The sequence below is a fragment of the Fulvimarina endophytica genome (genome assembly GCF_003403015.1).
Classification (GTDB): domain Bacteria; phylum Pseudomonadota; class Alphaproteobacteria; order Rhizobiales; family Rhizobiaceae; genus Fulvimarina; species Fulvimarina endophytica.
The window spans coordinates 564,387-586,967 of the sequence record NZ_QURL01000004.1 but is presented as its reverse complement, the minus strand read 5'-3'; the positions used below and the strand labels follow the sequence as shown (position 1 = coordinate 586,967).

Sequence of the window (22,581 nt, the reverse complement as noted above, 5' to 3'; positions counted from 1 at the left end):
TCGGAGACCTCCATCGCACCCAGGATCGCCGCCGCGATCTTGCCGCCGCGGATCATGCCGAAGCTCGTCGCGCTGTCGAAATAGGAGGTGCGTGCAAGCTCGGTGATGGTCTGCTTGCCGGCATTGATCAGGTCGGGATCCTCCTCGCCCTCGAAGGGGAAGGGGCCCATGCCCAGCATGCCGTTCTCTGACTGGAGCGTGATGTCCTTGTCGCCGACATAGTTCGCCACCAGCGTCGGAATGCCGATGCCGAGATTCACATACATGCCGTCTTCCAGTTCCTCGGCCGCGCGCGCGGCCATCCGGTTACGATCCCAGGGCATTCACGCGGTCTCCTTCTGGCGGGTGGTGACTTTCTCGATGCGCTTCTCGTGCGCGCCCTCGACGATGCGGTGCACGTAGATGCCGGGCAGATGGATCATGTCCGGGTCGAGCGAGCCCCGGGGAACGATTTCCTCGACCTCCGCCAGGCAGATCTTGCCGCACATGGCGGCCGGCGGGTTGAAGTTGCGCGCGGTCTTGCGGAAGACGAGATTGCCCGTGTCGTCCGCCTTCCAGGCCTTGACGATCGAGAGGTCGGCGACGATGCCGCGTTCGAGGATGTAGTCCTCGCCGTCGAAGGTCTTGACCTCCTTGCCCTCGGCGATGAGCGTGCCGACGCCGGTCTTGGTGTAGAAGCCCGGAATGCCGCTGCCGCCGGCCCGCATCCGCTCGGCGAGCGTGCCCTGGGGATTGAATTCCAGTTCCAGTTCGCCCGACAGATACTGGCGCATGAACTCGGCGTTCTCGCCCACATAGGAGCTGATCATCTTCCTGATCTGTCGCGTGGCCAGGAGCTTGCCGAGGCCGAAATCGTCGACGCCCGCATTGTTGGAGGCGACGGTCAGGTCCTTGACGCCGGAGCGCACCAGCGCCTCGATCGCAAGCTCGGGTATGCCGCACAGGCCGAACCCGCCCGCCGCGATGAACATGCCGTCATGCAGCAAGCCCTCCAGCGCCTCGTCCGCGCTGCCATAAACCTTTTTCATCGGCCCTCCGATTGATATTCGTGAAACTTAGAAGCCTCGGTTCCCCGCGGCGTCCCGGCATGGCCCGAGGAAGCCTGCCCGCTCGTCGGCTCATCCGAGAGACCGGCGCCGGCCTTGTCAAGGGCTTCAGCCCCGTTCGCCCGCAAGGCGGGCCGCATCGGCGTCGCCGGGGAGGATCGATGCTGAGACGGATCCATGCTCAACGCCCGTACATCGCCTCGACCTTCGCCGAGACCGCGTCTTCCGTGAAGCCGTCGAGGACCCGGGCGCGGCTTTCGCGCTGCATCCTCTCGACGAGGTCCCGGTCGCCCGCCAGCCGTTCGAGGGCCCGCTTCAGGGCCTCCGCATCGTTCGGCGGAACGACGAAGCCGTCGACACCATCGCGAACGAAGCTCCGGCATCCGGGCACGTCGGTGGTCACGAGCGCCCGGCCGCAGGCGGCAGCCTCCAGAAGCGTCCGCGGCAGTCCCTCGCCGCCGCGCGAGGCAAGGCATGCCACGTCGTTCTCGGCCCAGACCTTACGGGGATCGTCGGTCGGGCCATGCCAAAAAATTCCCTCGCGCCCGCTCCATTCGGCGAGCGTTTCCGTCGCGATCGATCGGGGGTTCGCGGGATCGGGGGCCCCGTAGAGGGCAAGCTCGATCCGCGCACCGGAGGCGCGGGCCCGCGTGACGGCCTCGACCACGAGATCGACGCCCTTCGACCAGAGCATGCGCGAGACGACGGCGACCCGCAACCTGTCGTCCGGGACGCGCCCCGTCGGCCGGTAATGGTCGGGATCGACCCCCGCGCCGCCGACGATCGTCACGTCCGGATCGCGCGGCGACAGTCCGAGACGCTTCGGATCGTCCTCGTTCTCGAACAGGAACTGGGTTCGCGACCGGCCGAGAATGCGGCGCATGACGAAGGCGATGGCGGCGATCGTGGCGCGGCCGACGAGGTCGGTGCGCGCCATCAGGAAGCCGCCGCCGGTCACGGCGAAGATGCAGTGCCGCCTGCCAGAGAGCCGGGCCGCGAGCCCGCCCACGAGGATCGAACGAAGGGCGATGCAGTGGACGAAGCGGGGATCTTCGGCGCGAAGGATCGCGGCGAGGCGCCGGACCGTCTTGAGGATCGCCAGGGGATTGAGATTGCGCCGGTCGGCTTCGAGCGCGATCACCCGCCCGCCCGCCGCCTCGATGGCGCCCCGGTGCTCGCGCACCCGGGTGATCACCACCGGCTCGAACCCCGCGCGTCGGGCCGATCGCAGCATGGGCAGGAAATGGGAGACGAAGAACCAGTCTTCGGTGACGACAAAGACGAGTGTGCGGGACATGGTTCGATCGTCGTTCGGCTCTCGAATCTGAAACTTCGGCGCAGGTTCCGGCTGTCTGAACGCTTCTGCGCCGCCCGGCAAGGGGCCGGCTCCGGTTTCGGCCACCATCGGGGAGCGCGCCCGAACGGGACGGCATCGGGAGGAGGCGGGCGGCCGGAATTTTTCCCGTTTCATCGGTCGGTCCGGCCGAATGACGAGAAGATTGTGCCGATCGTCCGGCAAACCATCCTCCGATCTTGCCGAAAATCCGCGTTCGGGCCATTCAACCACCAAGATTCGCACACCATCTGGCTTCCAGAACCCTTCGAGACTTCCGGCATTCCTGCCGAAGGCTGCGAAAGGCAAGCGAGCCAGATCATCCTGTCCTCACAAAGGAGCCGGCGGACCCTTCATGCCCCGCACGCGCAAACCCTTCACGGTCGAAACCAAGAAACGTCGGCGCTCGGGCTCGGCGTCCGAAACGCTCATGTCTCTCGCCGAGGCGTCGAACGAGCCGGCCAAGCCGGAGGCCCTGAAAAGACCCAGGCGGGCCGCCGAGCCGGTGAAAGACACTTCCGAGCAGTCGGCGATGAAGGAAAAGGTCGAGGCAGCAGCACGATCGGGCCGCATCCTCGCCGAGCGACCGGAGCCCGGTGCGGCGGAACCCGAACCGGATCTGCAGCCCGCCGTGAGCGAAGACGAAGCCGAAGGCCCGCGTCAGCCCGCACGTCGCTATCGCAGGAAGCAGCCGGTCCGCTCGATCGATCCGGCGGATTACGAAGGCCGTGAGTTCGGATCTCCGGCGCCGACGCCGTCCGCCTCGATCCCGCCAGCGGCCGAGGAAACGGCCGCGACCGCGTCACATGCGACGGACGACGAGCAGCCGAGCGAGACGGCGACCGGCATCGGCTATCGCACGCGCCGGGCCTGGCGCACCGGCGGCGTCGCCCTGTCCGAGCGCTGGAAGCTGCGCGCCCATGCCCGCCATCAGATGAAGGGGCGGCGAAAGACCAGCCGCTGAAGGAGATTGCGGCCGGTGCCTCAGGCGATCCGATCGCCCTTCGCGGACGAAGGGCCCGTCTGCCTGCCTTCGTTCAGCGGCCGCTGCCCGTTCCGCCGCGCGCCGTGCCCCATCTGATCACGCGCCTCACCGGTTGCGGCAGGGCCTGATAGACCCGGGCGAGGTGCGGAAGCCGCGACAGGACGATGGCTGCAAGCATGCCGGGCCGTCGAACGAAGGCGTTGTCCGTATCGAGCTGTTCGCGTGTCGCTCGGGCCAGGTCGGAATCGCTGGTGCTTGGATCGCTCGACAGGGCAAGGTCGATGGGCAGCGCCAGATAGCCTGCATCTTCGCACAGTGCCGGAAAGAGCCGCTCCAGGGCATGGGCGGCGGTCCCGTCGGTCTGCCCCGCTTCCGGCTCGAAGAGATCAGCGAGATCCGTGGAGGCGAGCGAGGCGAAGGCGGTCCGGCGGAACCAGAACATGGTCCCCGCACAGAAGAAGGGGGTCCGCGCCATCAGGTCCGCCGGATCGCGGTCGAGGCGCCTTGCGACCGTCTCGATCGCAGCCTCGTTGTGTCCGATGTGGAAGGCGGTGGTGCAGAAGGAGGTCGGTGCTCCGGCAAGGCCGATGCGCTCGTCGCCTTCGAACCGCGCGACGAGAGCGGCGACTTCGGCGGGCGAGGGAAGGAGTTCGCCGGTGAGCATCTCGGCCCAGGCCTCGCCATCGAGGCGGTGGACGGAGCGCTTGCCGTGCAGTTTCAGGCCGATGTCGAAATCGCCCGCCTGGCGCAACGCCTCGATGAACGGCAGGACGTCCCGTCCCCTGTTGGCGGTCTCCACGGTCTGCCACCCGCACAGATGCGGGCTGTCGGGCGGTGCGACCGTGCCTGCCGCGGCCCCTGTCGCCACGATGCGGAAGGGCAGCTGGATCGACCGTTCGATCCGCTCGCGCAGCGCCGGCCAGGCTTCGACGTAATGGATATGGACGAAGACGGCGACGGGTTTCATGGCAGGAGCGGTCTCGAAAGCGTTATCAGCAAACCCTTCATAGCGGCCCGCACGAGGCGGGAAAGGGTTCGCACGGGGCGAGGTGATCGAAGCGCGAAGACCGCACACTGCACGGGAACGTAGAGCAGCGTGCGCATCTTCCAGCGCAAGGGGACATGGGCAAGGCGCAGGCAGATCGCCTGGCTGCGGACATAGTTCAGCATCCGGTCCTCGCGCTGGCGCGGGAAGGCCAAGGGACCGAGACGCACGACACCGGTTCCGACGCGGTGTTCCAGAACGGCCTCGGGGTCGACGAAGATCGCATAGCCCCGGCTCCAGGCACGAAAACACCATTCGAGATCGACCCCGTCCATGCGTAGGGTCTCGGCAAAGGGGCCGATCGCGCGAAAGGCCTTGAGATCGACCATCAGGCCCGAGACGATCGCGAACTCCACTGCGCTCAAGCCGGCCACGGGTTCGCCGCGCGGCCTGTAGCGCGGTGCGCGCGTATCACTTCCGGCGGCTGCGACGGGCCTGGCGCCGACGGCTGCGACAGGCTCGCCGCGCTCCGCGAGACGGTCGAGAGCGGAAGAGAGGCGGGCGGGCAGCGAGGGATCGACCGTGCTGTCCTGGTCGAAGAACAAGATGCGCTCGAAACCGGCCGTCCCCGCCGCCTCGGCCAGTCGGTTGAGGCCTGCCGCGATGCCCGCGTTCGCCAAAAGCGCCAGCACGGTGACATTCTGCGTGTCGCGCAGGACGTCGAGATGCTCGGCCTCGATCGCCTCGCCGCTCGGGCCGTCCACCACGACGAAGACGTGACCCGCCTGTCCGCGAACGGTTTCGAGAAGCGTGTCGAACAGCGACCGGTCGGGCCTGAACACGGTGAGGCCGACCGCGAACCGATGCTTATCCATGGCGGGACGCGAAATGTTCGCCCCGGCAAGGTCCGCCATGGGGCGATCCGGTCTCGTAAGGCCCGCCATCGCCCGCCGAACGGGCCGCCGGGTCGGCTCGCCGGTCACGGGTGAGGCCGTCGTTCGAGCGTTCGGCTCGCATGGCCCAGCGGGGCGTTCGTGCGCGCGATGACCGAGGTCGCCTCGCCATCGAAAGAAAGACGCGCCGCGCTTGTCTGCCGGGTCGGGAATGGACGTTGCCTCGTCGCAATTCAACCACCGCTTTTCTCACCTTGCCGAACGCTGGGATGTTGCCGGGATCCGATCGCCGGAGTGCCGTGCGGAGATGCTCGACCCGAGCACGGTCCCGAAACCCGCCGCGGCATGACGCAAGCGCCCGAAGACACCGAGCGACATGAGGATCCCGGAACACCGCCCCGGCTCTAATATCCCTGCCGGCCCTCCGCAAGGGTCCGGCGCCGTCCCATTCGCGTGCCGGACCCTCGCGAAGGGCCGGAAACCTCGGCCGTGCAGGCAGGAGGATGGCTTGCCAGCGCGCCCCTCCGGCCTTGCCCGGGCCCCAAACATTGCGCATCGGGTGAGAGCGCATTATGCGGTTGGGACGGCGCTGACGGGTCTTTGAACGACGTCGATGGGGCTTGCTCTGTGATGGCGGCTCCGGAAGATCCGTCCCGTTTCATGAAGTCCAGGGCGATCGAGACGATGTCATCCAGCAAGAATTCCCCCCGGGAAGCGCGGCGCTTCCTGGTCACCGGCGGGGCCGGTTTCATCGGCTCGGCCGTCGCCCGGCATCTGATCGAGGCGAGCGATCACGAGGTTCTCGTCGTCGACGCGCTGACCTATGCCGGCAATCCGGCCAGCCTCGAGCCGGTCGCGGACCATCCCCGCTACCGGTTCCTGAAGGCCGATATCCGCGACGGCGAGGCGATGGCCGGGGCGATGGCCGAGTTCGATCCGGACGTCGTCATGCATCTGGCCGCAGAAAGCCATGTGGATCGCTCGATCGACGGCCCGATGGTGTTCGTCGACACCAATGTCGTGGGAACGGCCGTGCTGCTCCAGGCGGCGCTGCGCCACTTCCAGGGTCTTGGCGAAGAGCGCAAGGCGCGCTTCCGCTTCCATCACATCTCGACTGACGAGGTCTTCGGATCGCTGGGCCCCGAGGGCTTCTTCACCGAGACGACCGCCTACGACCCGCGTTCGCCCTATTCGGCCTCCAAGGCCGCGTCCGATCATCTGGTGCGGGCCTGGCACCACACCTACGGCCTGCCGATCGTCCTGACCAACTGCTCGAACAATTACGGCCCCTATCACTTCCCGGAGAAGCTGATCCCGCTCGTCATCCTCAACGCCCTCGAGGGCAAGCCCCTGCCGGTCTACGGCAAGGGCGAGAACGTGCGCGACTGGCTCTATGTGGACGATCATGCCCGCGCCCTCGTGCGCGTCGCCGAACAGGGCGAGCCGGGCGAGACCTATGCCATCGGCGGCCACAACGAGCGCTCCAATATCGATGTCGTGCGCACGATCTGCGGCCTTCTCGACACGATCCGTCCCGATCCGGCCGGACCGCACGAGCGGCTCATCACCTTCGTGACCGACCGTCCGGGCCATGACGCGCGCTATGCGATCGATGCGTCCAAGATCGAGGCCGAACTCGGCTGGCGGCCCGAAGAAAGCTTCGAGAGCGGGCTGGAGAAGACGGTCCGCTGGTATCTCAATAACGAGGCCTGGTGGAGCGCCATCCGCTCCGGCCGGTATCACGGCGAGCGGCTGGGCCTCACCTCGAACGGGAAGACCGAATCATGAACACGACACCGCTTCTGGAGGTGACGCCCACCGATCTCGACGGCGTCGTCATCCTCAACCCACGGCGCTTCGGGGACAGCCGCGGCTGGTTCACCGAAAGCTGGAACGAGGCGCGGATGCGCGAGGCGGGCCTCGATCTGGACTTCATTCAGGACAACCAGTCCTTCTCGGCCGATATCGGCACGGTGCGCGGCCTGCATTTCCAGACGCCGCCGGCGGCCCAGGACAAGCTGGTGCGCGTCCTCGCCGGCGCCATTCTCGACGTCGCGGTCGATCTGCGGGCCGGCTCGCCGACCTATGGCCGGCACGTGGCCGTCGAACTTTCGGCCGGGAACGGCCTTCAGCTTCTGGTGCCGAAGGGGTTCGCCCACGGCTTCGTCACCCGGGAGGCGAACACCATGGTCTTCTACAAGGTCACGGCGGCCTACGCGCCCGATTGCGATGCGGGGCTCGCCTTCGACGATCCCGATCTCGGCATCGACTGGGGCGTGAGCCGTGAACGCGCGATCCTCTCGGACAAGGACCGGGTGCTGCCGCGCTTTGCAGCACTCGAGACCCCCTTCCGATGAGGCTTCTCGTCACCGGACGGGAGGGCCAGGTCGCGACCGCGCTGAAGGAGAAGGGCGCAGCGCGCGGGGTCTCCGTCACGACGCTCGGCCGGCCGGATCTCGACCTGTCGGGGCCCCGCGAGGCGATCGTCGAGGCCGTGCTGAAGGCGGCAGACGGGGCAAGCGCGATCGTCAGCGCGGCGGCCTATACGGCAGTCGACCGGGCGGAAAGCGAACCGGAGCTCGCAAGGGCCGTCAACGCCCAAGGCGCCGGGGCGCTGGCCGAGGCCGCGAGACGGCTCGCGATCCCGATCCTCCATCTGTCGACGGACTATGTCTACGACGGCTCGAAGGCCGGACCCTGGATGGAAGAGGACGCGACCGGCCCGCTCGGCGTCTACGGCCGCTCCAAGCTCGAAGGCGAGGCGGTGATTCGGGCCTCGGGGGCGCGCCATGTGATCCTTCGCACGGCCTGGGTTTACTCGCCGTTCGGTCAAAACTTCGTGAAGACCATGCTGCGCCTCGGCGCCGAGCGCGACAAATTGTCCGTCGTCGACGATCAGCGCGGCTCGCCGACCTCCGCCCTCGACATCGCCGATGCCGTCCTCGCCATCGCCGAGCGGCTCGACGGCGGGGCGGATGACGCTTCGCTTCACGGCACCTTCCATCTCGCCGGCAGCGGCGAGACCAGCTGGGCGGGCTTTGCGAGGGCGATCTTCGAGGGTGCTGGAAGACGCGGGCTGACAGTGCCGGAGGTGGCGCCCATCCCGACCAGCGCCTATCCGACGCCGGCCGAGCGCCCGAAGAATTCTGTCCTCTCCACCGACCGGCTCCACGCCCGCTACGGCCTTCGGCTGCCCGACTGGCGGACCTCGCTCGAGACCGTTCTCGACCGGCTGATCGAAGGACCCGGGCCCAAAACCGATACCGATACCCAAACCGAACCCGCATCACGCAACGAAGGACGCACGACGCCATGAAGGGCATCATTCTGGCCGGCGGCAGCGGCACGCGCCTGCATCCCATGACGCTGACCGCGTCCAAGCAGCTTCTGCCGGTCTACGACAAGCCGATGATCTACTATCCGCTCTCGACGCTGATGCTGGCGGGCATCACCGAGATCCTGATCATCTCGACGCCGCACGACCTGCCGCGCTTCCGGGCGCTTCTGGGCGACGGCTCGGCCTGGGGGCTGACGCTCAGCTATGCCGAGCAGCCCCGGCCCGACGGTCTCGCCCAGGCCTTCCTGATCGGCGAGGACTTCATCGCCGGCGAGCCTTCGGCCCTCGTCCTCGGCGACAACCTCTTCTACGGCCACGGACTGCCCAAACTGATGACCCGGGCCCGGGACGAGGCGCTGGCGCGCAACGGGGCGAGCGTCTTCGCCTATCACGTCGCCGATCCCGAGCGTTACGGCGTCGTCGAATTCGACGATCAGCAGCGCGCGGTCAGCATCGAGGAGAAGCCCGAGCGGCCGAAATCCAACTGGGCGGTGACCGGTCTCTACTTCTACGACGGGCGCGCCGCCGAGTTCGCCCGCTCCCTGAAGCCCTCGCCGCGGGGCGAACTGGAGATCACCGATCTCAACCGGCTCTATCTGGAGGAAGGCACGCTCAACGTCGCGCTCATGGGGCGCGGCTATGCCTGGCTCGATACGGGCACGCCCGACGCGCTTCTGGAAGCGGCCGAGTTCGTGCGCACGCTGGAACACCGCCAGGGCTTCAAGATCGCCTGTCCCGAGGAGATCGCCTATTCGCTCGGCCATATCGACGCCGACCAGCTGCGCACCCTCGGCCAGACCCTCGGAAAGAGCCGATACGGCCAGTATCTCCTCGCGCTTGCCAACGAGAGGATCGGTTAACGTCTCAGCCCGTATTAACAACGTCGAAGATCGTTGTACTCTTACGGTCCCATCCGTCTTCGGTTAAAATGCTCGGCTTAGATTCGGGGACATAAGTGTTGCCGAATCTGCCACGTTGTCCGTTCTCGTTGAAATACCAAGACTGTTGAGATGACCACGAGACCAAATTACCGTTTGCCAGAAACGGAAACGTTCTGGCATGACTTTTTGATAACGTAAGAAGAATTATCGTTACACCAAGGCCGGAGAATATTTCACCCTCGGTAAGTGCATCTAGCGGATCGACTAGACTTTTGGGCATTAGGTAAGGATCATCAGCTAGTTCTAGAAAGGCCGAGCCGACAGGGTTCCCTTTGCGCATGTACATGAGGGAATTCTGGAAGAAAAGATTCTCCCAATATATTAGTCCGTAATCAAAATTCGCAGTGACGAATTTCATCACATTTAGATCAGTGAGAAACGCCCCAAGATCCATATAAATACCTCCAAAGGTATGGAGGATTTTCATTCTCAGGATATCGGCGGCGAACGGGAATTTCCGATCCTCAATGAACTTGTTAAAGCTATCCAGCCATTGCCCTGCGCTTAGGTGTTGGGATATGACTTTTATATCTAATGGTACTTCAGATGACCGTATCCCGTCGCAGACTGACTTGATTGCCGATTCATCTTGGACCCAAAGTGTGAACCTCCATCCGTCAGCGCTATATTTCCGAGCATACTCGGTGTATGCGTCTATATAATGCGCTGGGGGCTCCGCCGGCGACGAAAGATTTGTTAGCCAAATTTTATGTATTTCGCGAACCTCCTCCCCTGCAAATTGAGTGGCAGATGGAGGATTGAGGGCAAGTTCGCGCGCATGGTCTGTCACGGTGCGAAAATATTTTACAAGGTCGGCTTCACCCATGTTTTGATGAGCCAGTACGCGTCGCATAAATGGGTGCAGGCGATCAACATCGGAATCGAGGCGGGCGCGAATCGTATCGAGATCTTCGACGATCATCGCTGTTTCACTCGTATTTAACACAACCAATACCCTATCCGAACAATCAGTGCGACAAACTTACAACATGCCAACGACTATTGGTTAGTCGTAGATCCGCCAACTCGACATCCCTAATCCATTTTCGATGGCATAGAAACGCTCGAAACCACACTCTCGGATGAAGATTTCGAATAGGCCCGGCCAGTTTGTTGCGGTTGGTGCCAGCAAATTTGGCGCGTTTCCACGGGCGGCCGACTGAAGGAAACGCCGAATCACCGCCTCCGTTTCTACCTCAGCGACATGCTGCAGGCCGGAAAATGAATTACTTCCATGAAGGCGGTATTCGTAAAGCGCATCTTTGGCTACATATGGCTCGGTAAAGTATAGCGCCTGAAGAGCGAAATCCCAATCATGGCAATATCTTAGTGGCAGAAAGGGGCCGACCAGTTCGTAAAGTCGTCGGGTGAAAACAAAATTTCCAGTCGAAATTGCTTGGTTTCCACGGAGGAGCGAAAAGCCGACAGTCGGATCTCGCTCTAGTGCCAAAAGTTGATTAACGCCGATCATCCGAATGTTGTCAGGAAAATCCTGCGTGGATTCATTGGAGAATGGCTTTACGAGCGAAAAGCCAAACTCGGAGGAAGAGGCTGTCATTCCGTCTATAAGGCGCGAGAGACGATCTGCATGATAGCGATCATCCGAATTAATAATGGCTATGTAGTCTCCACGGGAGACTGCAATGCCCTTATTAATGGTCGCGTGAGCGCCCATATTCGTCTCGTTCCGTTCTACATGAATTCGTTTGAAGCGTCGTACGAAATCTGACGACTTCAAGAGGGCTGCGCCGCGTTCGAATGTCTGATCACTTGAGCAGTCGTCGATGAAAACTATCTCAATGTCGTGATATGTTTGGTTATATATAGAACTTAGCGCCTCTTGGATAAAATCTTGATGTCCAAAGCTGGGGACAATAACGCTGACCGTTCGCGTGGATGACACAATCATTCTCCAATCGACGCCAGGAACCCAGTTCGATATGCTATCGCCGAGAGCCCATCGGCGCTTTCCAAACAGATAAGCTCAATTTCATAATGCCCTTCTTCAACATTCTTAAGGTTTCCTGAAAATGAGAAACCGCAATCGTAGGGATCAAGTAGACCGAGAAATTCCGTCACGTCAGGGCGCTCTATGTAGGTCTCTATCGACGCGAGATATCTCGGGCTCGAATCCGCTGAAGATATCTTGCGGAGTGAAACGTAAAGCGGCATCTGCTTCGGCGCTGCGGTGACAAGCCAGCCACTAAGCTCAAGGCTCTGCGATTTCGTAAGAGCGTTGAGTTTGCCTCTCACTCCGCGATTACCATTCACCGAGTCTAGATGAAGACGAGCGTCATCGCTGCTTCTAACGGCGAGCAATTCGTTGGTAACCTCAACGAACAGGGAGTCCCTGCTGAGCTTTGCCGATACGCTACTCGTACTCAGGAGTTTTGTGAGTACGCCGTTAGTGTTGATCAAGCTCCCCACATACTCGCGCAAAATCTCCAGATCCCTTTCGTTCAACGGACCTTTGCGCAGGAGTAATGCGGATTGAATCTGGGACTGACGAGTAAGCGAATTGCGTACAGCACGAAGATATCCATGACCATGGCGTCGATCAGGTTCCAAATGGGCTCCTTCAGCCCACTCATTCCAAGCGTTCACGAATACGAAGCGACATTCCTCCGGTAGTCTGTTCGCCGCATCATCGACGAGAAATTTCATCCACGTTTCGAATGTTTCAGGCTTTGCATTAGCGAAGACGTTGCCGTTCGGCCCTTTGCGGCTCGTGTTATCCCACGACGGCATCGCACCACGAAAATGCAGATGCGTTCGGTCAGTATGTGAAATTTCGTTTCGGACAATATCTTCGTAGTCGTATATCTCCCCCCTGAAGCTCTGCGATAGGTCTTCCATTTTATCGTTGCAACGAGGTGCAATCACCCCATGCGGCGGGAATTGCGAGCTGCTGTCACAACCGTACTTCGAGGGCTCGCGCAATCCGAAAGACTCAACCATACACACGTGCAGGTCTGGGAATCCTTCGGCCCGTACGATTTCACGCCATCTTGCGATCGTTTCAACCGGCTTCTCCATTAGAGAAACCCGATATACCTGTAAGAAAGGTGCTCCATCAATTTTCAAATATTTGGGAGATTTAAAATAGCGTATACAAGACCGTATGAACTCCACGTCACTTTCGAACGTATGTGACTGTTCCATTAAAACGTCTTGCTCAGAACCGTCCCACCGCCGCGACCATGTCTCGTTCGCCCAGCACAAACAGAAATCGAGATCCAGATTTTCCTCAACATGTCGATCAATCGGCATTGTAAGGATCTGTGTCCCTGAGAACCAATAGAAGTAGTATGCGAATGCGGAAACGCCGTACTTCCGGGCGGTTTCTACCTGCTTTCGTTGAATCTCTCCAATGCGAAGGTCATAGTAGCCGAAGTCTGCAGGCAGATGTGGTTGATCATGACCCTTAAAGTATGCGCGTGCGGACGAAACATTGGTCCATTCAGTAAAGCCACTTCCCCACCACTCATCATTCTCCGGAATCGGATGGAACTGAGGGAGATAATAGGCGATAATTTTCGCAGCCGGCTCTTGTGGTGTCGGGGGATTATTGATCAGAGTGTTGCGCAAGCGAATTCTTTCGCTCTCGGTGTTTCCAGCAGGTCGCTTCGGCTTCACCAATGTCTTCTTGAAATCGTTTATGCTACATAATTCATCGTTGACAAGCGGAACGCGTACATCGGTTCCCGAAATGTATACCTGTACGAGCTCACTTCCGGTGATCATTTCGGCATTTGTGGATTTGACTCTTGCTAAGAGCTCTTCTGTTATTGGGCCACGCAAAGTGTTGTAATCAAAGCGAAATCCCACACGGACGTCACTGCCAATAAGCTCTATGACATCGCCGCGAAAATCGCTGCATTCAATAATGGCGACGTGTCGGCCAAGTATAGAAATGTCAAGCTGTACGTTCTTTTTCGGATCAGTGCTAAGTAGTGTCCAGCCGTAAACATAGTCACTGGTTACAGCGTCGATTGCGCCACGCCATTTAGCGCCCTCACTTAAATCCTCCAAATTCCAGCTAACCGCCAGCTCGTGTTTTCTCTTAACCATTTCAGCTATTCGAACCTTCTTTTTCCGGCGCAATTTTCAATTGATGATTTGGCTAAAGGGATATTCGGCACTGCGTTGGCTCAAGCTCATCTGGTCCATCCGATTTCGCGCGATACAAGCGCACGCGGACTTAAACACCAGCCTTGCGCGTGCTGTCCATGGGTGTGAGCGCAAGTTAGCATCGAGTTTTACGCGATCGCCTTTGACGCCCTAGGCGCGTGCGCGGCGAGCGGGTGCGGCGCCTGTCCGAGATCGCCGAGGTCCGCACGGGCCTCTCCTTCGGCGACGAGGGCTTTCTCGAACTTCTGGGGTCCGGCGCGTTCGATTGTCTCGCCCATCACGCCGCCAATGTGACGAACTACAAGAGCCTCGATTTCGACGTCACGGCCGCGCTCGCCGACAACACGCGAAACCTTTCCGCCGTCCTGCGCCTGTTCGCCGAGCGCGGCGGCCGGGCCGTGGTTCTGACGGGCAGCGTGTTCGAGCAGGGGGAGGGCGCCGGCAACGAGCCGATGCGCGCCTTCTCCCCCTACGGCCTCTCCAAGGGGCTGACGGCCGAGGTCTTCGACTACTGGACGACGCTTCTCGGCCTTCGCATGGGTAAGTTCGTCATCCCCAATCCCTTCGGCCCGCTGGAGGAGCCGCGCTTCTGCAGCTATCTGATCCGCTGCTGGACGAAGGGCGAGGCGGCCTCCGTGCAGACGCCGCGCTATGTGCGCGACAACATCCATGTGGGGCTTCTGGCCAAGGCCTATGCCGCCTTCTGCGAGGAGACCCTTTTGGCCCGCGCGGACACCCGGCTGAACCCCAGCGGCTATGTGGAAACGCAGGGCGCGTTCGCGGAGCGTTTCGCCCGCGAGATCGGCCCGCGCCTTGGTCTCGGCGCTGAGGTCGTGTTGAAGGACCAGACGGTGTTCGACGAGCCGCTGATGCGCGTCAACACCCAACCCCTCGACACGGCAGCCCTCGGCTGGAACGAGACGGCAGCCTGGGACGAGGCGGCGGATTTTTATCGATAGCAGCAATTTTTCTGTCATCATCCCGAACGGGCACTGATGTCTACGCGGACGTGTTTCTCATGAATTGTTTGGCCTGCGGATCGATCGGTTTGTTTGACTCCGAGAAGGAGCTCAAGGAATTCGGTACAGACGTTGTCTTGAAAATCTGCGGCCAATGCGGCTCGGGAACGTTTTCGCCTCTCCCGACAATCGATTATCGGACGCATACGAACTCCGACTATGATCTTCGTGATTATGTGGAGCTCAATGCGAATATTGGATTTCTAGCTGGGTCTATACTTCGCCTCATCGACCAGAGACCGCCTGGACGGCTGCTCGACATTGGATGCGGCTTCGGGTTTGCTGCCGACTCGGTCCGCCGTCTGCTCGGGTGGGAAGTCGTCGGTTTCGAGCCGTCGAGATACGGCGTGAGAGGGGCGGAAATTCTGGGCGTCGATATTCGTCCCGAGTATCTCACCGCTGACCATCCGATGGCGCAGCAAAAGTATGACGTCATTCATGTTTCCGAGGTCATCGAGCACATCGAGGAGCCGCAGTCTTTCATCGCTTTCCTTGCGAGTCTGCTGTCGGAAGATGGGATGATTATCGCGAGTACGCCCGATATATCCGTGCTCGATAACGACGCGATGAGCAGGAGTATCAAGCTGTCTGTTCTGAGCATAGGCGCGCATACTGTTTTGTTCAGTCGCTCGGGTCTGGAGCAATTGTTCGAGAGTGTCGGTCTTTCGAATATCCATTGTGAACTGCGCGGCACGTCGCATCTGATCGTTGCGTCCAAAGTCCCTTACAAAAAACCGAAGCGGTCAATGGAGGAATTCTACGAGGCTTACTTGCGGTCTCTCATCGAGGTCGACGCCATGGATCCGATGCTGGAAATGGGAGTTGTTTCGAGACTCTTCAGTTTTTATGTGAACCACGGTCAATTCGACAAGGCGGACCCGCTTTTAGAGCGCGTCATCAAGCTGTCCGACGTTTCTCATCCAATTTCAAATTTCGACGCTTTTCTGGAAAATACGACAACAATCGTTCCCTATATTTACTACTACATCGGTATGCACTACTACGCCTACAAAGGAAATTACGAGTTATCCCGATTTTATTTTCTTCTTTGCTGGCAGATTTCAATCGAAAAAATCCGCCGTCGTCCGGCAGTATCGGTCGTTGAATCCGATCTCTTGTGGCGATCGTTTCTCCATTATGGCCTATCCTGTGAAGCACTGGGCGATGATAGCGATGCGCAATCTGCGTATGCCCGTCTGCAGATGGATGGCGGACGAGACTTGCCATCGGTTCAGAGCGACGTTCGATCTCGTGCAAAAGAGAGATATCGAAACCCAAACGGTTCCTAAGATAGTCACTCAGCGGGACACGCCGATCCACCGACAACGAAAAGCCATATGCGGGTCATGGTAGCTCTTCATGAAATCGAATAACCCTGTGTCGGCATGTCCTTCATAACTATCGAAATCGGTTCTGCTTCGTTTCTCATAAACAAGGCTTCATCCGTATCTGATCAGAGATCAGTTTTCACATCGCATAATTCTGATTGGAGATGAGAATGTTCCAAGGATATCTCGACGGGCTTATCAATGGAAAGATTGAGGGATGGGCTCTATCCGTCGACGATGAGCATCCGATTTTCGTCACCCTGTTGATTGACAATGTTCCGGTCGAATCCAGGAAGGCGTCTGCGTTTCGTCAGGATGTGAAGGACTCGAATACGTCCGAGGGAAATTGCGGCTTCAGCTTTTCAATACCTGAGCGCTGGCGCGATGGAATGTGGCACGACTTCTCCGTTCGCGTGATGAATGCCAACTACATCCTCCCGAGTAACGGCTTGAACCGTTTTCGCCTGGGTGTCGGCAAAAGCGAAGTCGAGCGATACCGCCTGCAAATGGAGGCGTTGCGCACCGGGTCGGTGACGTTGAGTGGCGAGAAGGAATTGCAGGCGGACGCGCCGATTGCGTTGTTTGCAATCTTCAACAAGACTGGCAATCTCAGCTGGTCTCAGCGGCGGATGCTGCAGGAACTGAACGACAGAGGCCTTTCGGTCATCCTCTGCCAGTCGACTCTCGAAAAGTTCGAGAGCTTCGCTCAACAGGCTGCGCCCTATTGCGCCAAGATGATTTTCCGGACCAACTTCGGGCGGGACTTCGCGTCCTGGGCGCTCCAGATCGATCTGTTCAGGGACGAAGTGCTTTCGGCTCCCTATGTTCTGTTCCTCAACGACAGCATGATCGGGCCGTTCGGGTCCATGGAGAGCCTGTTCGAGAAGTTCTCAGCGGGCGGCTACGACGTATTTGGTCTTACCGACAGTTGGGATCGTGGCTACCATATCCAGTCTTCGCTATTCTTCATGTCGAAGACGGCGCTTTCGAGCCCCGCCTTCTGGCGCTTCCTCTATTCCTATACGTTTTCCGACGATCGGGACGAAATCATCCGTGCCGGAGAGATCGGATTTTCCCGGTTTCTTCTGAATGGTGAATTGAAATGCGGCGTCCATGCGCCGTTCGAGGAAATCTCGGCATTGTGGCTTTCTCGGCTTGAGGAGCGCGTCAATGAGGCGATTGCTCTTCCGGAAGGTGCGATGGAGCATGGCTCGCTCGACGAGAGGCAATTCCTTCACCGTCGCCGCGGGCATGTCGACTATGCCGTCGACTGGTACATCAACAAGGCCTCGAACCTGCGCGAAGGCTACGTCGTCAATCCGCAGCACACGTTCTGGCGGGAACTGCTGCTCGATTACCAATTGCCTCTGATCAAAAAGGAATTGTTGCTGCACAATCCGGAGCGGGCTCCGATCCTCTGGTCTATGGCTCAGGTCATCGAAGACGCCTTCGGTGCCGAGGCCATAGAAGGGATTTCACACGACGCCCGTCTTCTCGATGCGACCATTCCGCCGCTGCTGCGCGTGCGAGATCGGAAGGCACGGTCCAAGAAATAGGGCCATGCCTCGAACCGGAGGCCGCGTCTTCTTCCGGGCGACCCTGTGCCGGGTCCAAAGACAGAAGTGTGAGACCGGTCGCTCTGTCGGGTCTCATGCTTCGGCGCCGGAAAGCACGGGGCCGGCTCTCTGGACCGGGCCCCGAGCTTGATCGGCGGCAGGCCCGATCCGTGCGCTCTCCGTTTCACCCACCCCCGCCCTCCAACTTCGCCACGCGTGCCGCCAGCCCGGCGATCGTCTCGCGCATCTCGGCGATCAGGGCGTGGTGAATCACGGTGAAGCGGGCATAGTCGACGCCTCTGGGCTCCGGCACCGCGCCGGGGCGGGGGCGGCGCTCGGGGCGGCGGCCCGTCTCGTCCTCGATCTCCACCACCTCATAGGCCTCGTCCGCGTAGCCGAAGGCGACGAGGCGCGGATCGATGGCCGCGACCTCCTCGGCCAGGAACCCGTACCAGCTGAAGGCGGGATCGTCGGCCGGCGCGCTCGAGCGATACCAGACCGGGCGAAGGGCGAGGAGGGCCTCGGCATAGGCCATGTCGAGCGGCTCGATCTCGCGCTTGTAGCGCGCGCTCGAGGTGGAGCGCAGGAGAAGACCCCCACCATCGGCATAGACGTTCGCGCCGGAGGCCGTCGTCGGCATGGCGGCGAGCCGCGCCGTGCCGGCCAGATCCATCGTGCCGCTCGGATGCAGCCGCGCCTTCACCCGGAAGGGGCGCCCCTCGAAGGGGATGTCGCCACCCTCCAGATTGGCGGCGTCCTCCCCGTCGCTGAGGAAGCTCAGATAATAGCCGCCGAGCTTGGTCGACCACTTCGCCCCGTCGATATCGCCGAACCAGGAGACGCCGCCGATCTGGCTGCGGGCGATCAGCGCGCCGGCATCGATCGCCCCGTCGACGTCGAGGGGATGAGCGGGCCTTCGTCCGATGCCCACATGGCCGCTCGCCCGGTCGACGACGATCGCATCGTGGAAGGCGGCGCCGTCCGGCGAGACCTTGATGCGGAAATCGTCGTCGCCGTAGAGGCCCATCAGCGCGCGGGCCGAAAAGCCGGTCTGGAAGGCAAAGCCCGCATCCTGGCCGGGCGCGCTCTTGTTGAAGGCGGCGCGAACATCGCCCGTGCCCGAACCCGAGACGTCGTCATGGGAGAAGAGGACGCCGTTCGCCTTCACGGCGAGCCGGTTGTGCCCGTCGGCATCGGTGTTGAGGCCGAGACGGTTAAGGCGCGCTGGCGCAAGGGCGCGCCAGTCCGTGCCGTCGTGAAGGAGCGTGGCGGCCTCGTCCTCCACATAGGCGGTCCAGCCGGCGCGGGGCGAGAGCGCCATCCAGGCGCCGGCGGAAAAGACGAGGACCTGCCCGTCGAGCCCGGTCCAGGGCCCGCCCGCGCCTTCGCCCGCGATATGGCGCTCGCCCTCCAGCGGGGCCTCGGGCGGCAGGGCCCGCGTGCGGCTCGTAACGGCGAGCTGCACCAGCGCGTCGAGCCTTGCCAGCGCCTCGTTGTGGGTCACGTGTTTCTGGGCCTGGCTCGCCATGATGTAGGGCAGGCCGATCAGGGGGGTCTCTTCGCTCATCCTCGTCCTCGCTTGCAGCACTCGTCGGGGCGGAGTGTCGAACGGAACGGGTGCCCCGGGGACAAGTCGGCGGCGTATTTCGGCGCGGGCACGCGCGCTGCATATCCACCGGGCGCGGCGATGGTGTAGAGGACGCATTCGTCAGGCGAAGGAGTGGGTGATGGACCGGGTCGATTGCGTGGTCGTGGGAGCGGGTGTGGTGGGCCTTGCCATAGCGCGGGCCCTTTCGCTGACGGGTCGCGAGGTGGTGGTCCTCGAAGCGGAGGCGGCGATCGGCACGGGCACGAGCTCGCGCAATTCCGAGGTCGTCCATGCCGGCATCTATTATCCGGCCGGCTCGTCGAAGGCGCGCTTCTGCGTCTCGGGGCGCGAGCGGCTCTATGACTATTGCGCGACACGCGCCGTGCCGCACCGCAAGCTCGGCAAGCTGATCGTCGCCACCGACGAGACGCAGCTATCGGCCCTCGAGACCATCCGCGAGCGCGCGGCGGCGAACGGCGTCGCCGATCTCACCTTCGTCGGCGAGGCGGAAGCGAGGGCCATGGAGCCGGCGCTCGCCTGCCGGGGCGCGCTCTTGTCGCCCTCCACCGGCATCGTCGACAGCCATTCGCTGATGCTCTCCCTGCGCGGCGAGGCCGAGGAGAACGGTGCGATGATCGCGCTGCGCAGCCCGCTCCATGCGGCATGGCCCGAAAATGGGGGGATCGTTCTCGATGTCGGCGGGGCCGAACCGATGCGGATCGCCTGCGGGGCGCTCGTCAACGCGGCCGGTCTCGGTGCCTGGGCGGTCGCGGGTGCCGTCGAGGGCCTGCGACCGGGCTCCCTGCCGAAACGGCGTTTCGCAAAGGGCAATTATTACGCCCTGTCCGGCCGGCGCGCGCCGTTCTCGCGCCTCATCTATCCGGTGCCGGAGGATGGCGGGCTCGGCGTCCACCTGACCCTCGATCTGTCGGGCGATGCCCGGTTCGGCCCCGATGTGGAATGGCTGGACGAGACGCCCACGCGCCGCCCGGAGGCCGGGCCCGAGCCCTTCGACTACCGCGTCGACCCCAAACGCTCGGAAGGCTTCTACGCCAGCATCCGGCGCTACTGGCCGGACCTTCCGGACGACAGCCTGGTGCCCGCCTATAGCGGCATCCGCCCCAAGCTCGGCGGTCCCGGCGAGCCAGCTGCCGATTTCCTCATCCAGGACGAGGCCGATCACGGGGTTCGCGGCCTCGTCAACCTCTTCGGCATCGAATCGCCGGGCCTGACCTCTTCCCTCGCACTCGCCGACGAGGTGATCGAGCGGGTCGAACGCGCCCGGTCGTAAGGGGCGCCCGGGCGCAGGCGACCGGCAAGGCGAAAAGGCCGCGGGCCCGTCAGGGCCTGCGGACGAGCCCGTCCCAGCACGGCGAAAGGGTGATGCGGTCGCGGTCGCGAAGGGCCGGCTCGTAGATCTCGTAGAGCTCCTCGTCGGAGATCGTCAGCGGGCATTTCGCCTTGAGGATCAGATCGGTCCGCGCGACGTTCGAGAGAACCTCCGCGCTCGGCTTCGGCACGGTGCGCGAGGGATCGGCGCCGATCGAGACGCCGTGCGGCGCGTCGCGGTTCAGGAGATAGGGGAACGGATTGGTGAAGTTGAGGGACAGGATCGTTCCGAACCGGACGCCATGTTCCGCCTCGTAGGCCTCGATCGCGGTGACGCCCTCGGCGGTCGCGCGCAGCCAGGTCAGCTGGAAATCGGGATCGGTGTAGAAGGTGAAGCTCGGCAGGATCTTGTCGTTGACATGGGCCTGATAGGTTTCGGGGAACCGCTCGTAGAGATCGAGCATGGTCGCCGAACGTTCCATGATCTCGGCGCGCTGGCTCACCTGGCCGAGGGTCTTCAGGACCGGCAGGTCGAGGATGACGTAGTTGATCTGGCCGATGAGGGCCCGCGCGGCCTTCTGCGTGGTGTGCACGACGCTCGGCAGCGCCGCGGCGGCGGCAAGGGCCAGGCAGACGACGAGCATTCTGCCGCCGAGATGCGAGATGCCGGTGAGCGCGAGAAGGACGATCGGCCAGAGGAAGACGAAGGGCTGGCTTCCGGTGTTCTGGGTCTCGAAGAAGAGACCCGCGAAGAGCCCGGCCGCAAGCCAGAAGGCGCTTCGATCGAAGAGGGCGGAGAGGGCGGCCCGGCTCGGGGTGCGGGCGAGGGCGGAGGCCTTCTGCGCAAGGTCCGAGCGCTCGGCGTAGAGGAGGGCGAGACAGAGAAGGCTCGCCGAGGCGAAGACGCCGAAATGCAGGGATGCGGCCTGCAGGAAGCGCTGCAGAAGCACACCCTCGTTCATGGCGGCGAGGGTGACGAGGTCGCCGACATAGGCGAGTGGAACCCCGTTCGCCAGCTGCATGGCGAGAAGCACGGCGAGGAAGGCGGCGAGAACCAGAAAGCCTTCGCGGATCGTCACCCGGCCGGCGAGCACCGCAAAGGCGCAGAGGAGACCGCCCGCCGCAAAGCCCGTGATCTTGGTCAGGAACAGCGCCGTCATGGTGCCGCCGAGTACGGTGAGGATCACCCATCGCCGGGTCGCGAAGATCAGCGCCGCGGTCAGGACGTAGAGAAGGTGGATGGACTGCCGGTTGTAATAGCCGAAGCCGTCGATCGAGGGATAGCTCGAAAAATCAGTCGCGTTGATCGGCAGCGCCACGAAGAAGAGGAAGGGCAGGAGCAGCGCGAGAGCGATGGTGCGCGATCGCCGGTCGGCATCAGCGAGAACCAGCGCGAAGAGGGGTGCGGCGACGATCAGGATCATCCACTGGGCGAGCAGAACCGGCTGGGCGCTTGGAAACACGTCGATGAGCCAGGCGAAGAGCCAGTAGCCGAGGGGGCCTGCCGGGGCGAAGAAGTCGACCGATGGAAGCTGGCCGTTCGAAAGCCGCTGGGCGGCGTCGAAATAGATGAAGGTGTCCCAGTAGAACGCGCCGATCGGCAGGGTCACGGCAAACGACAGAAGGATCGCGGCGGAGACGCAGGCGAGGGCGAGGATCAGAAGCGGCGAGAACAGCGTGTCGCGCAGATCCGCGAAGGCCTTCGAGGAACGGACGGCATCGGACATGGAGCGCAAGGTCCCTTCGAGACGGCGGCATGGCCCCGCAAGCATGGCGGGACGACGTTAGAGAAGGGTTACGGGCTTTTTCGGCGCGGCGGGGATGGCGGATCGCCCGCCCTCCGCCGCCCTCCGTCGCCCTTTGACGTACGGTGCCGCCCATGGCCGCCGCGCGGTCCGCATCGAAACCGCGATCGCCCAAGGCCCCGTACCGTGCGGCCTGAGCCGTCTTGCCATCGCGGTTTCGATGGGGCATCATCGGCGCCATGAACGGATCGAACGCTGCCATGACGACCACTTTCGCCGTGCCCTCGCGCACGAGCGTCGTCCTGCGCGCCCTCCTTCTTATCCTTAGCGGCGACCGTCGGGCCCGGTAAGGAAGGGGCGCCCGG

General features: G+C 62.3%; 19 protein-coding genes. 9 read left to right on the top strand and 10 right to left on the bottom strand.

The features are described 5' to 3' along the window. The 3 genes from DYI37_RS12120 to DYI37_RS12110 form a co-directional block, all read right to left on the bottom strand. On the bottom strand, positions 1–323 hold a 323-nt coding region (locus DYI37_RS12120), incomplete at its 3' end, for a CoA-transferase (protein WP_280987211.1). Continuing rightward, complete coding sequence (locus DYI37_RS12115) at positions 324–1,028, bottom strand: CoA transferase subunit A (protein WP_116683463.1); 705 nt, start codon at positions 1,026–1,028, stop codon at positions 324–326. 199 nt (positions 1,029–1,227) lie between these two features. Further along, complete coding sequence (locus tag DYI37_RS12110) at positions 1,228–2,343, bottom strand: glycosyltransferase family 4 protein (RefSeq protein WP_116683533.1); 1,116 nt, start codon at positions 2,341–2,343, stop codon at positions 1,228–1,230. A 391-nt stretch (positions 2,344–2,734) separates the two neighbouring features. On the opposite strand from DYI37_RS12110, the gene DYI37_RS12105 reads away from it, so the two are divergent. Continuing rightward, positions 2,735–3,343 (top strand): hypothetical protein, encoded by a 609-nt coding sequence (locus DYI37_RS12105; protein WP_116683462.1) that lies wholly within the window; start codon positions 2,735–2,737, stop codon positions 3,341–3,343. A 73-nt stretch (positions 3,344–3,416) separates the two neighbouring features. Here DYI37_RS12105 and DYI37_RS12100 read toward each other — a convergent pair whose 3' ends face one another. Next, positions 3,417–4,331, bottom strand: coding sequence for a rhamnan synthesis F family protein (locus DYI37_RS12100; protein ID WP_158555165.1), 915 nt, complete (start codon positions 4,329–4,331; stop codon positions 3,417–3,419). Further along, positions 4,328–5,263, bottom strand: a complete 936-nt coding sequence (locus tag DYI37_RS12095) for a glycosyltransferase family protein (RefSeq protein WP_158555164.1) — start codon at positions 5,261–5,263, stop codon at positions 4,328–4,330. Before DYI37_RS12095 ends, DYI37_RS12100 begins: the two co-directional genes overlap by 4 nt. Positions 5,264–5,926: 663 nt before the next feature. On the opposite strand from DYI37_RS12095, the gene rfbB reads away from it, so the two are divergent. The 4 genes from rfbB to rfbA are packed head-to-tail and all read left to right on the top strand — an operon-like array spanning position 5,927 to position 9,439. Then, the gene (gene rfbB / locus DYI37_RS12090) at positions 5,927–7,030 is read left to right on the top strand and encodes a dTDP-glucose 4,6-dehydratase (protein WP_245413887.1); all 1,104 of its coding nucleotides are present in this window, start codon (positions 5,927–5,929) and stop codon (positions 7,028–7,030) included. Then, positions 7,027–7,599 carry a dTDP-4-dehydrorhamnose 3,5-epimerase gene (rfbC, locus tag DYI37_RS12085; RefSeq protein WP_199520146.1) on the top strand — a complete coding sequence of 191 codons (573 nt, stop codon included), beginning with the start codon at positions 7,027–7,029 and terminating at the stop codon, positions 7,597–7,599. Before rfbB ends, rfbC begins: the two co-directional genes overlap by 4 nt. Beyond that, positions 7,596–8,558 carry a dTDP-4-dehydrorhamnose reductase gene (rfbD, locus tag DYI37_RS12080; RefSeq protein ID WP_116683459.1) on the top strand — a complete coding sequence of 321 codons (963 nt, stop codon included), beginning with the start codon at positions 7,596–7,598 and terminating at the stop codon, positions 8,556–8,558. Before rfbC ends, rfbD begins: the two co-directional genes overlap by 4 nt. Then, positions 8,555–9,439, top strand: a complete 885-nt coding sequence (gene rfbA, locus DYI37_RS12075) for a glucose-1-phosphate thymidylyltransferase RfbA (RefSeq protein ID WP_116683458.1) — start codon at positions 8,555–8,557, stop codon at positions 9,437–9,439. The genes rfbD and rfbA overlap by 4 nt, the downstream gene beginning before the upstream one ends. Positions 9,440–9,443: 4 nt before the next feature. On the opposite strand, the gene DYI37_RS12070 is transcribed toward rfbA, so the two are convergent. The 3 genes from DYI37_RS12070 to DYI37_RS12060 form a co-directional block, all read right to left on the bottom strand. Beyond that, positions 9,444–10,442, bottom strand: coding sequence for a glycosyltransferase (locus DYI37_RS12070; RefSeq protein ID WP_116683457.1), 999 nt, complete (start codon positions 10,440–10,442; stop codon positions 9,444–9,446). Positions 10,443–10,526: 84 nt separating this feature from the next. Beyond that, positions 10,527–11,429 carry a glycosyltransferase family 2 protein gene (locus DYI37_RS12065; RefSeq protein ID WP_116683456.1) on the bottom strand — a complete coding sequence of 301 codons (903 nt, stop codon included), beginning with the start codon at positions 11,427–11,429 and terminating at the stop codon, positions 10,527–10,529. Then, positions 11,426–13,591, bottom strand: coding sequence for a glycosyltransferase WbsX family protein (locus DYI37_RS12060; RefSeq protein ID WP_116683455.1), 2,166 nt, complete (start codon positions 13,589–13,591; stop codon positions 11,426–11,428). Before DYI37_RS12060 ends, DYI37_RS12065 begins: the two co-directional genes overlap by 4 nt. 218 nt (positions 13,592–13,809) lie before the next feature. Between DYI37_RS12060 and DYI37_RS12055 the strand changes: the two genes are divergently transcribed. The 3 genes from DYI37_RS12055 (at position 13,810) to DYI37_RS12045 (ending at position 17,554) form a co-directional block, all read left to right on the top strand. Next, complete coding sequence (locus DYI37_RS12055) at positions 13,810–14,610, top strand: NAD-dependent epimerase/dehydratase family protein (protein ID WP_116683454.1); 801 nt, start codon at positions 13,810–13,812, stop codon at positions 14,608–14,610. 59 nt (positions 14,611–14,669) lie between these two features. Continuing rightward, positions 14,670–15,959 carry a class I SAM-dependent methyltransferase gene (locus tag DYI37_RS12050; protein WP_116683453.1) on the top strand — a complete coding sequence of 430 codons (1,290 nt, stop codon included), beginning with the start codon at positions 14,670–14,672 and terminating at the stop codon, positions 15,957–15,959. A gap of 209 nt (positions 15,960–16,168) precedes the next feature. Next, the gene (locus tag DYI37_RS12045) at positions 16,169–17,554 is read left to right on the top strand and encodes a rhamnan synthesis F family protein (RefSeq protein WP_158555163.1); all 1,386 of its coding nucleotides are present in this window, start codon (positions 16,169–16,171) and stop codon (positions 17,552–17,554) included. 184 nt (positions 17,555–17,738) lie between these two features. Here the strand turns inward: DYI37_RS12045 and DYI37_RS12040 are convergent, their stop codons facing one another. Further along, positions 17,739–19,121, bottom strand: coding sequence for a DUF2793 domain-containing protein (locus DYI37_RS12040; protein WP_158555162.1), 1,383 nt, complete (start codon positions 19,119–19,121; stop codon positions 17,739–17,741). 160 nt (positions 19,122–19,281) lie between these two features. On the opposite strand from DYI37_RS12040, the gene DYI37_RS12035 reads away from it, so the two are divergent. Next, positions 19,282–20,433, top strand: a complete 1,152-nt coding sequence (locus DYI37_RS12035; RefSeq protein WP_116683450.1) for an NAD(P)/FAD-dependent oxidoreductase — start codon at positions 19,282–19,284, stop codon at positions 20,431–20,433. 49 nt (positions 20,434–20,482) lie between these two features. Here the strand turns inward: DYI37_RS12035 and DYI37_RS12030 are convergent, their stop codons facing one another. Next, the gene (locus tag DYI37_RS12030; protein ID WP_116683449.1) at positions 20,483–22,198 is read right to left on the bottom strand and encodes a hypothetical protein; all 1,716 of its coding nucleotides are present in this window, start codon (positions 22,196–22,198) and stop codon (positions 20,483–20,485) included. Positions 22,199–22,581 lie beyond the last annotated feature (383 nt).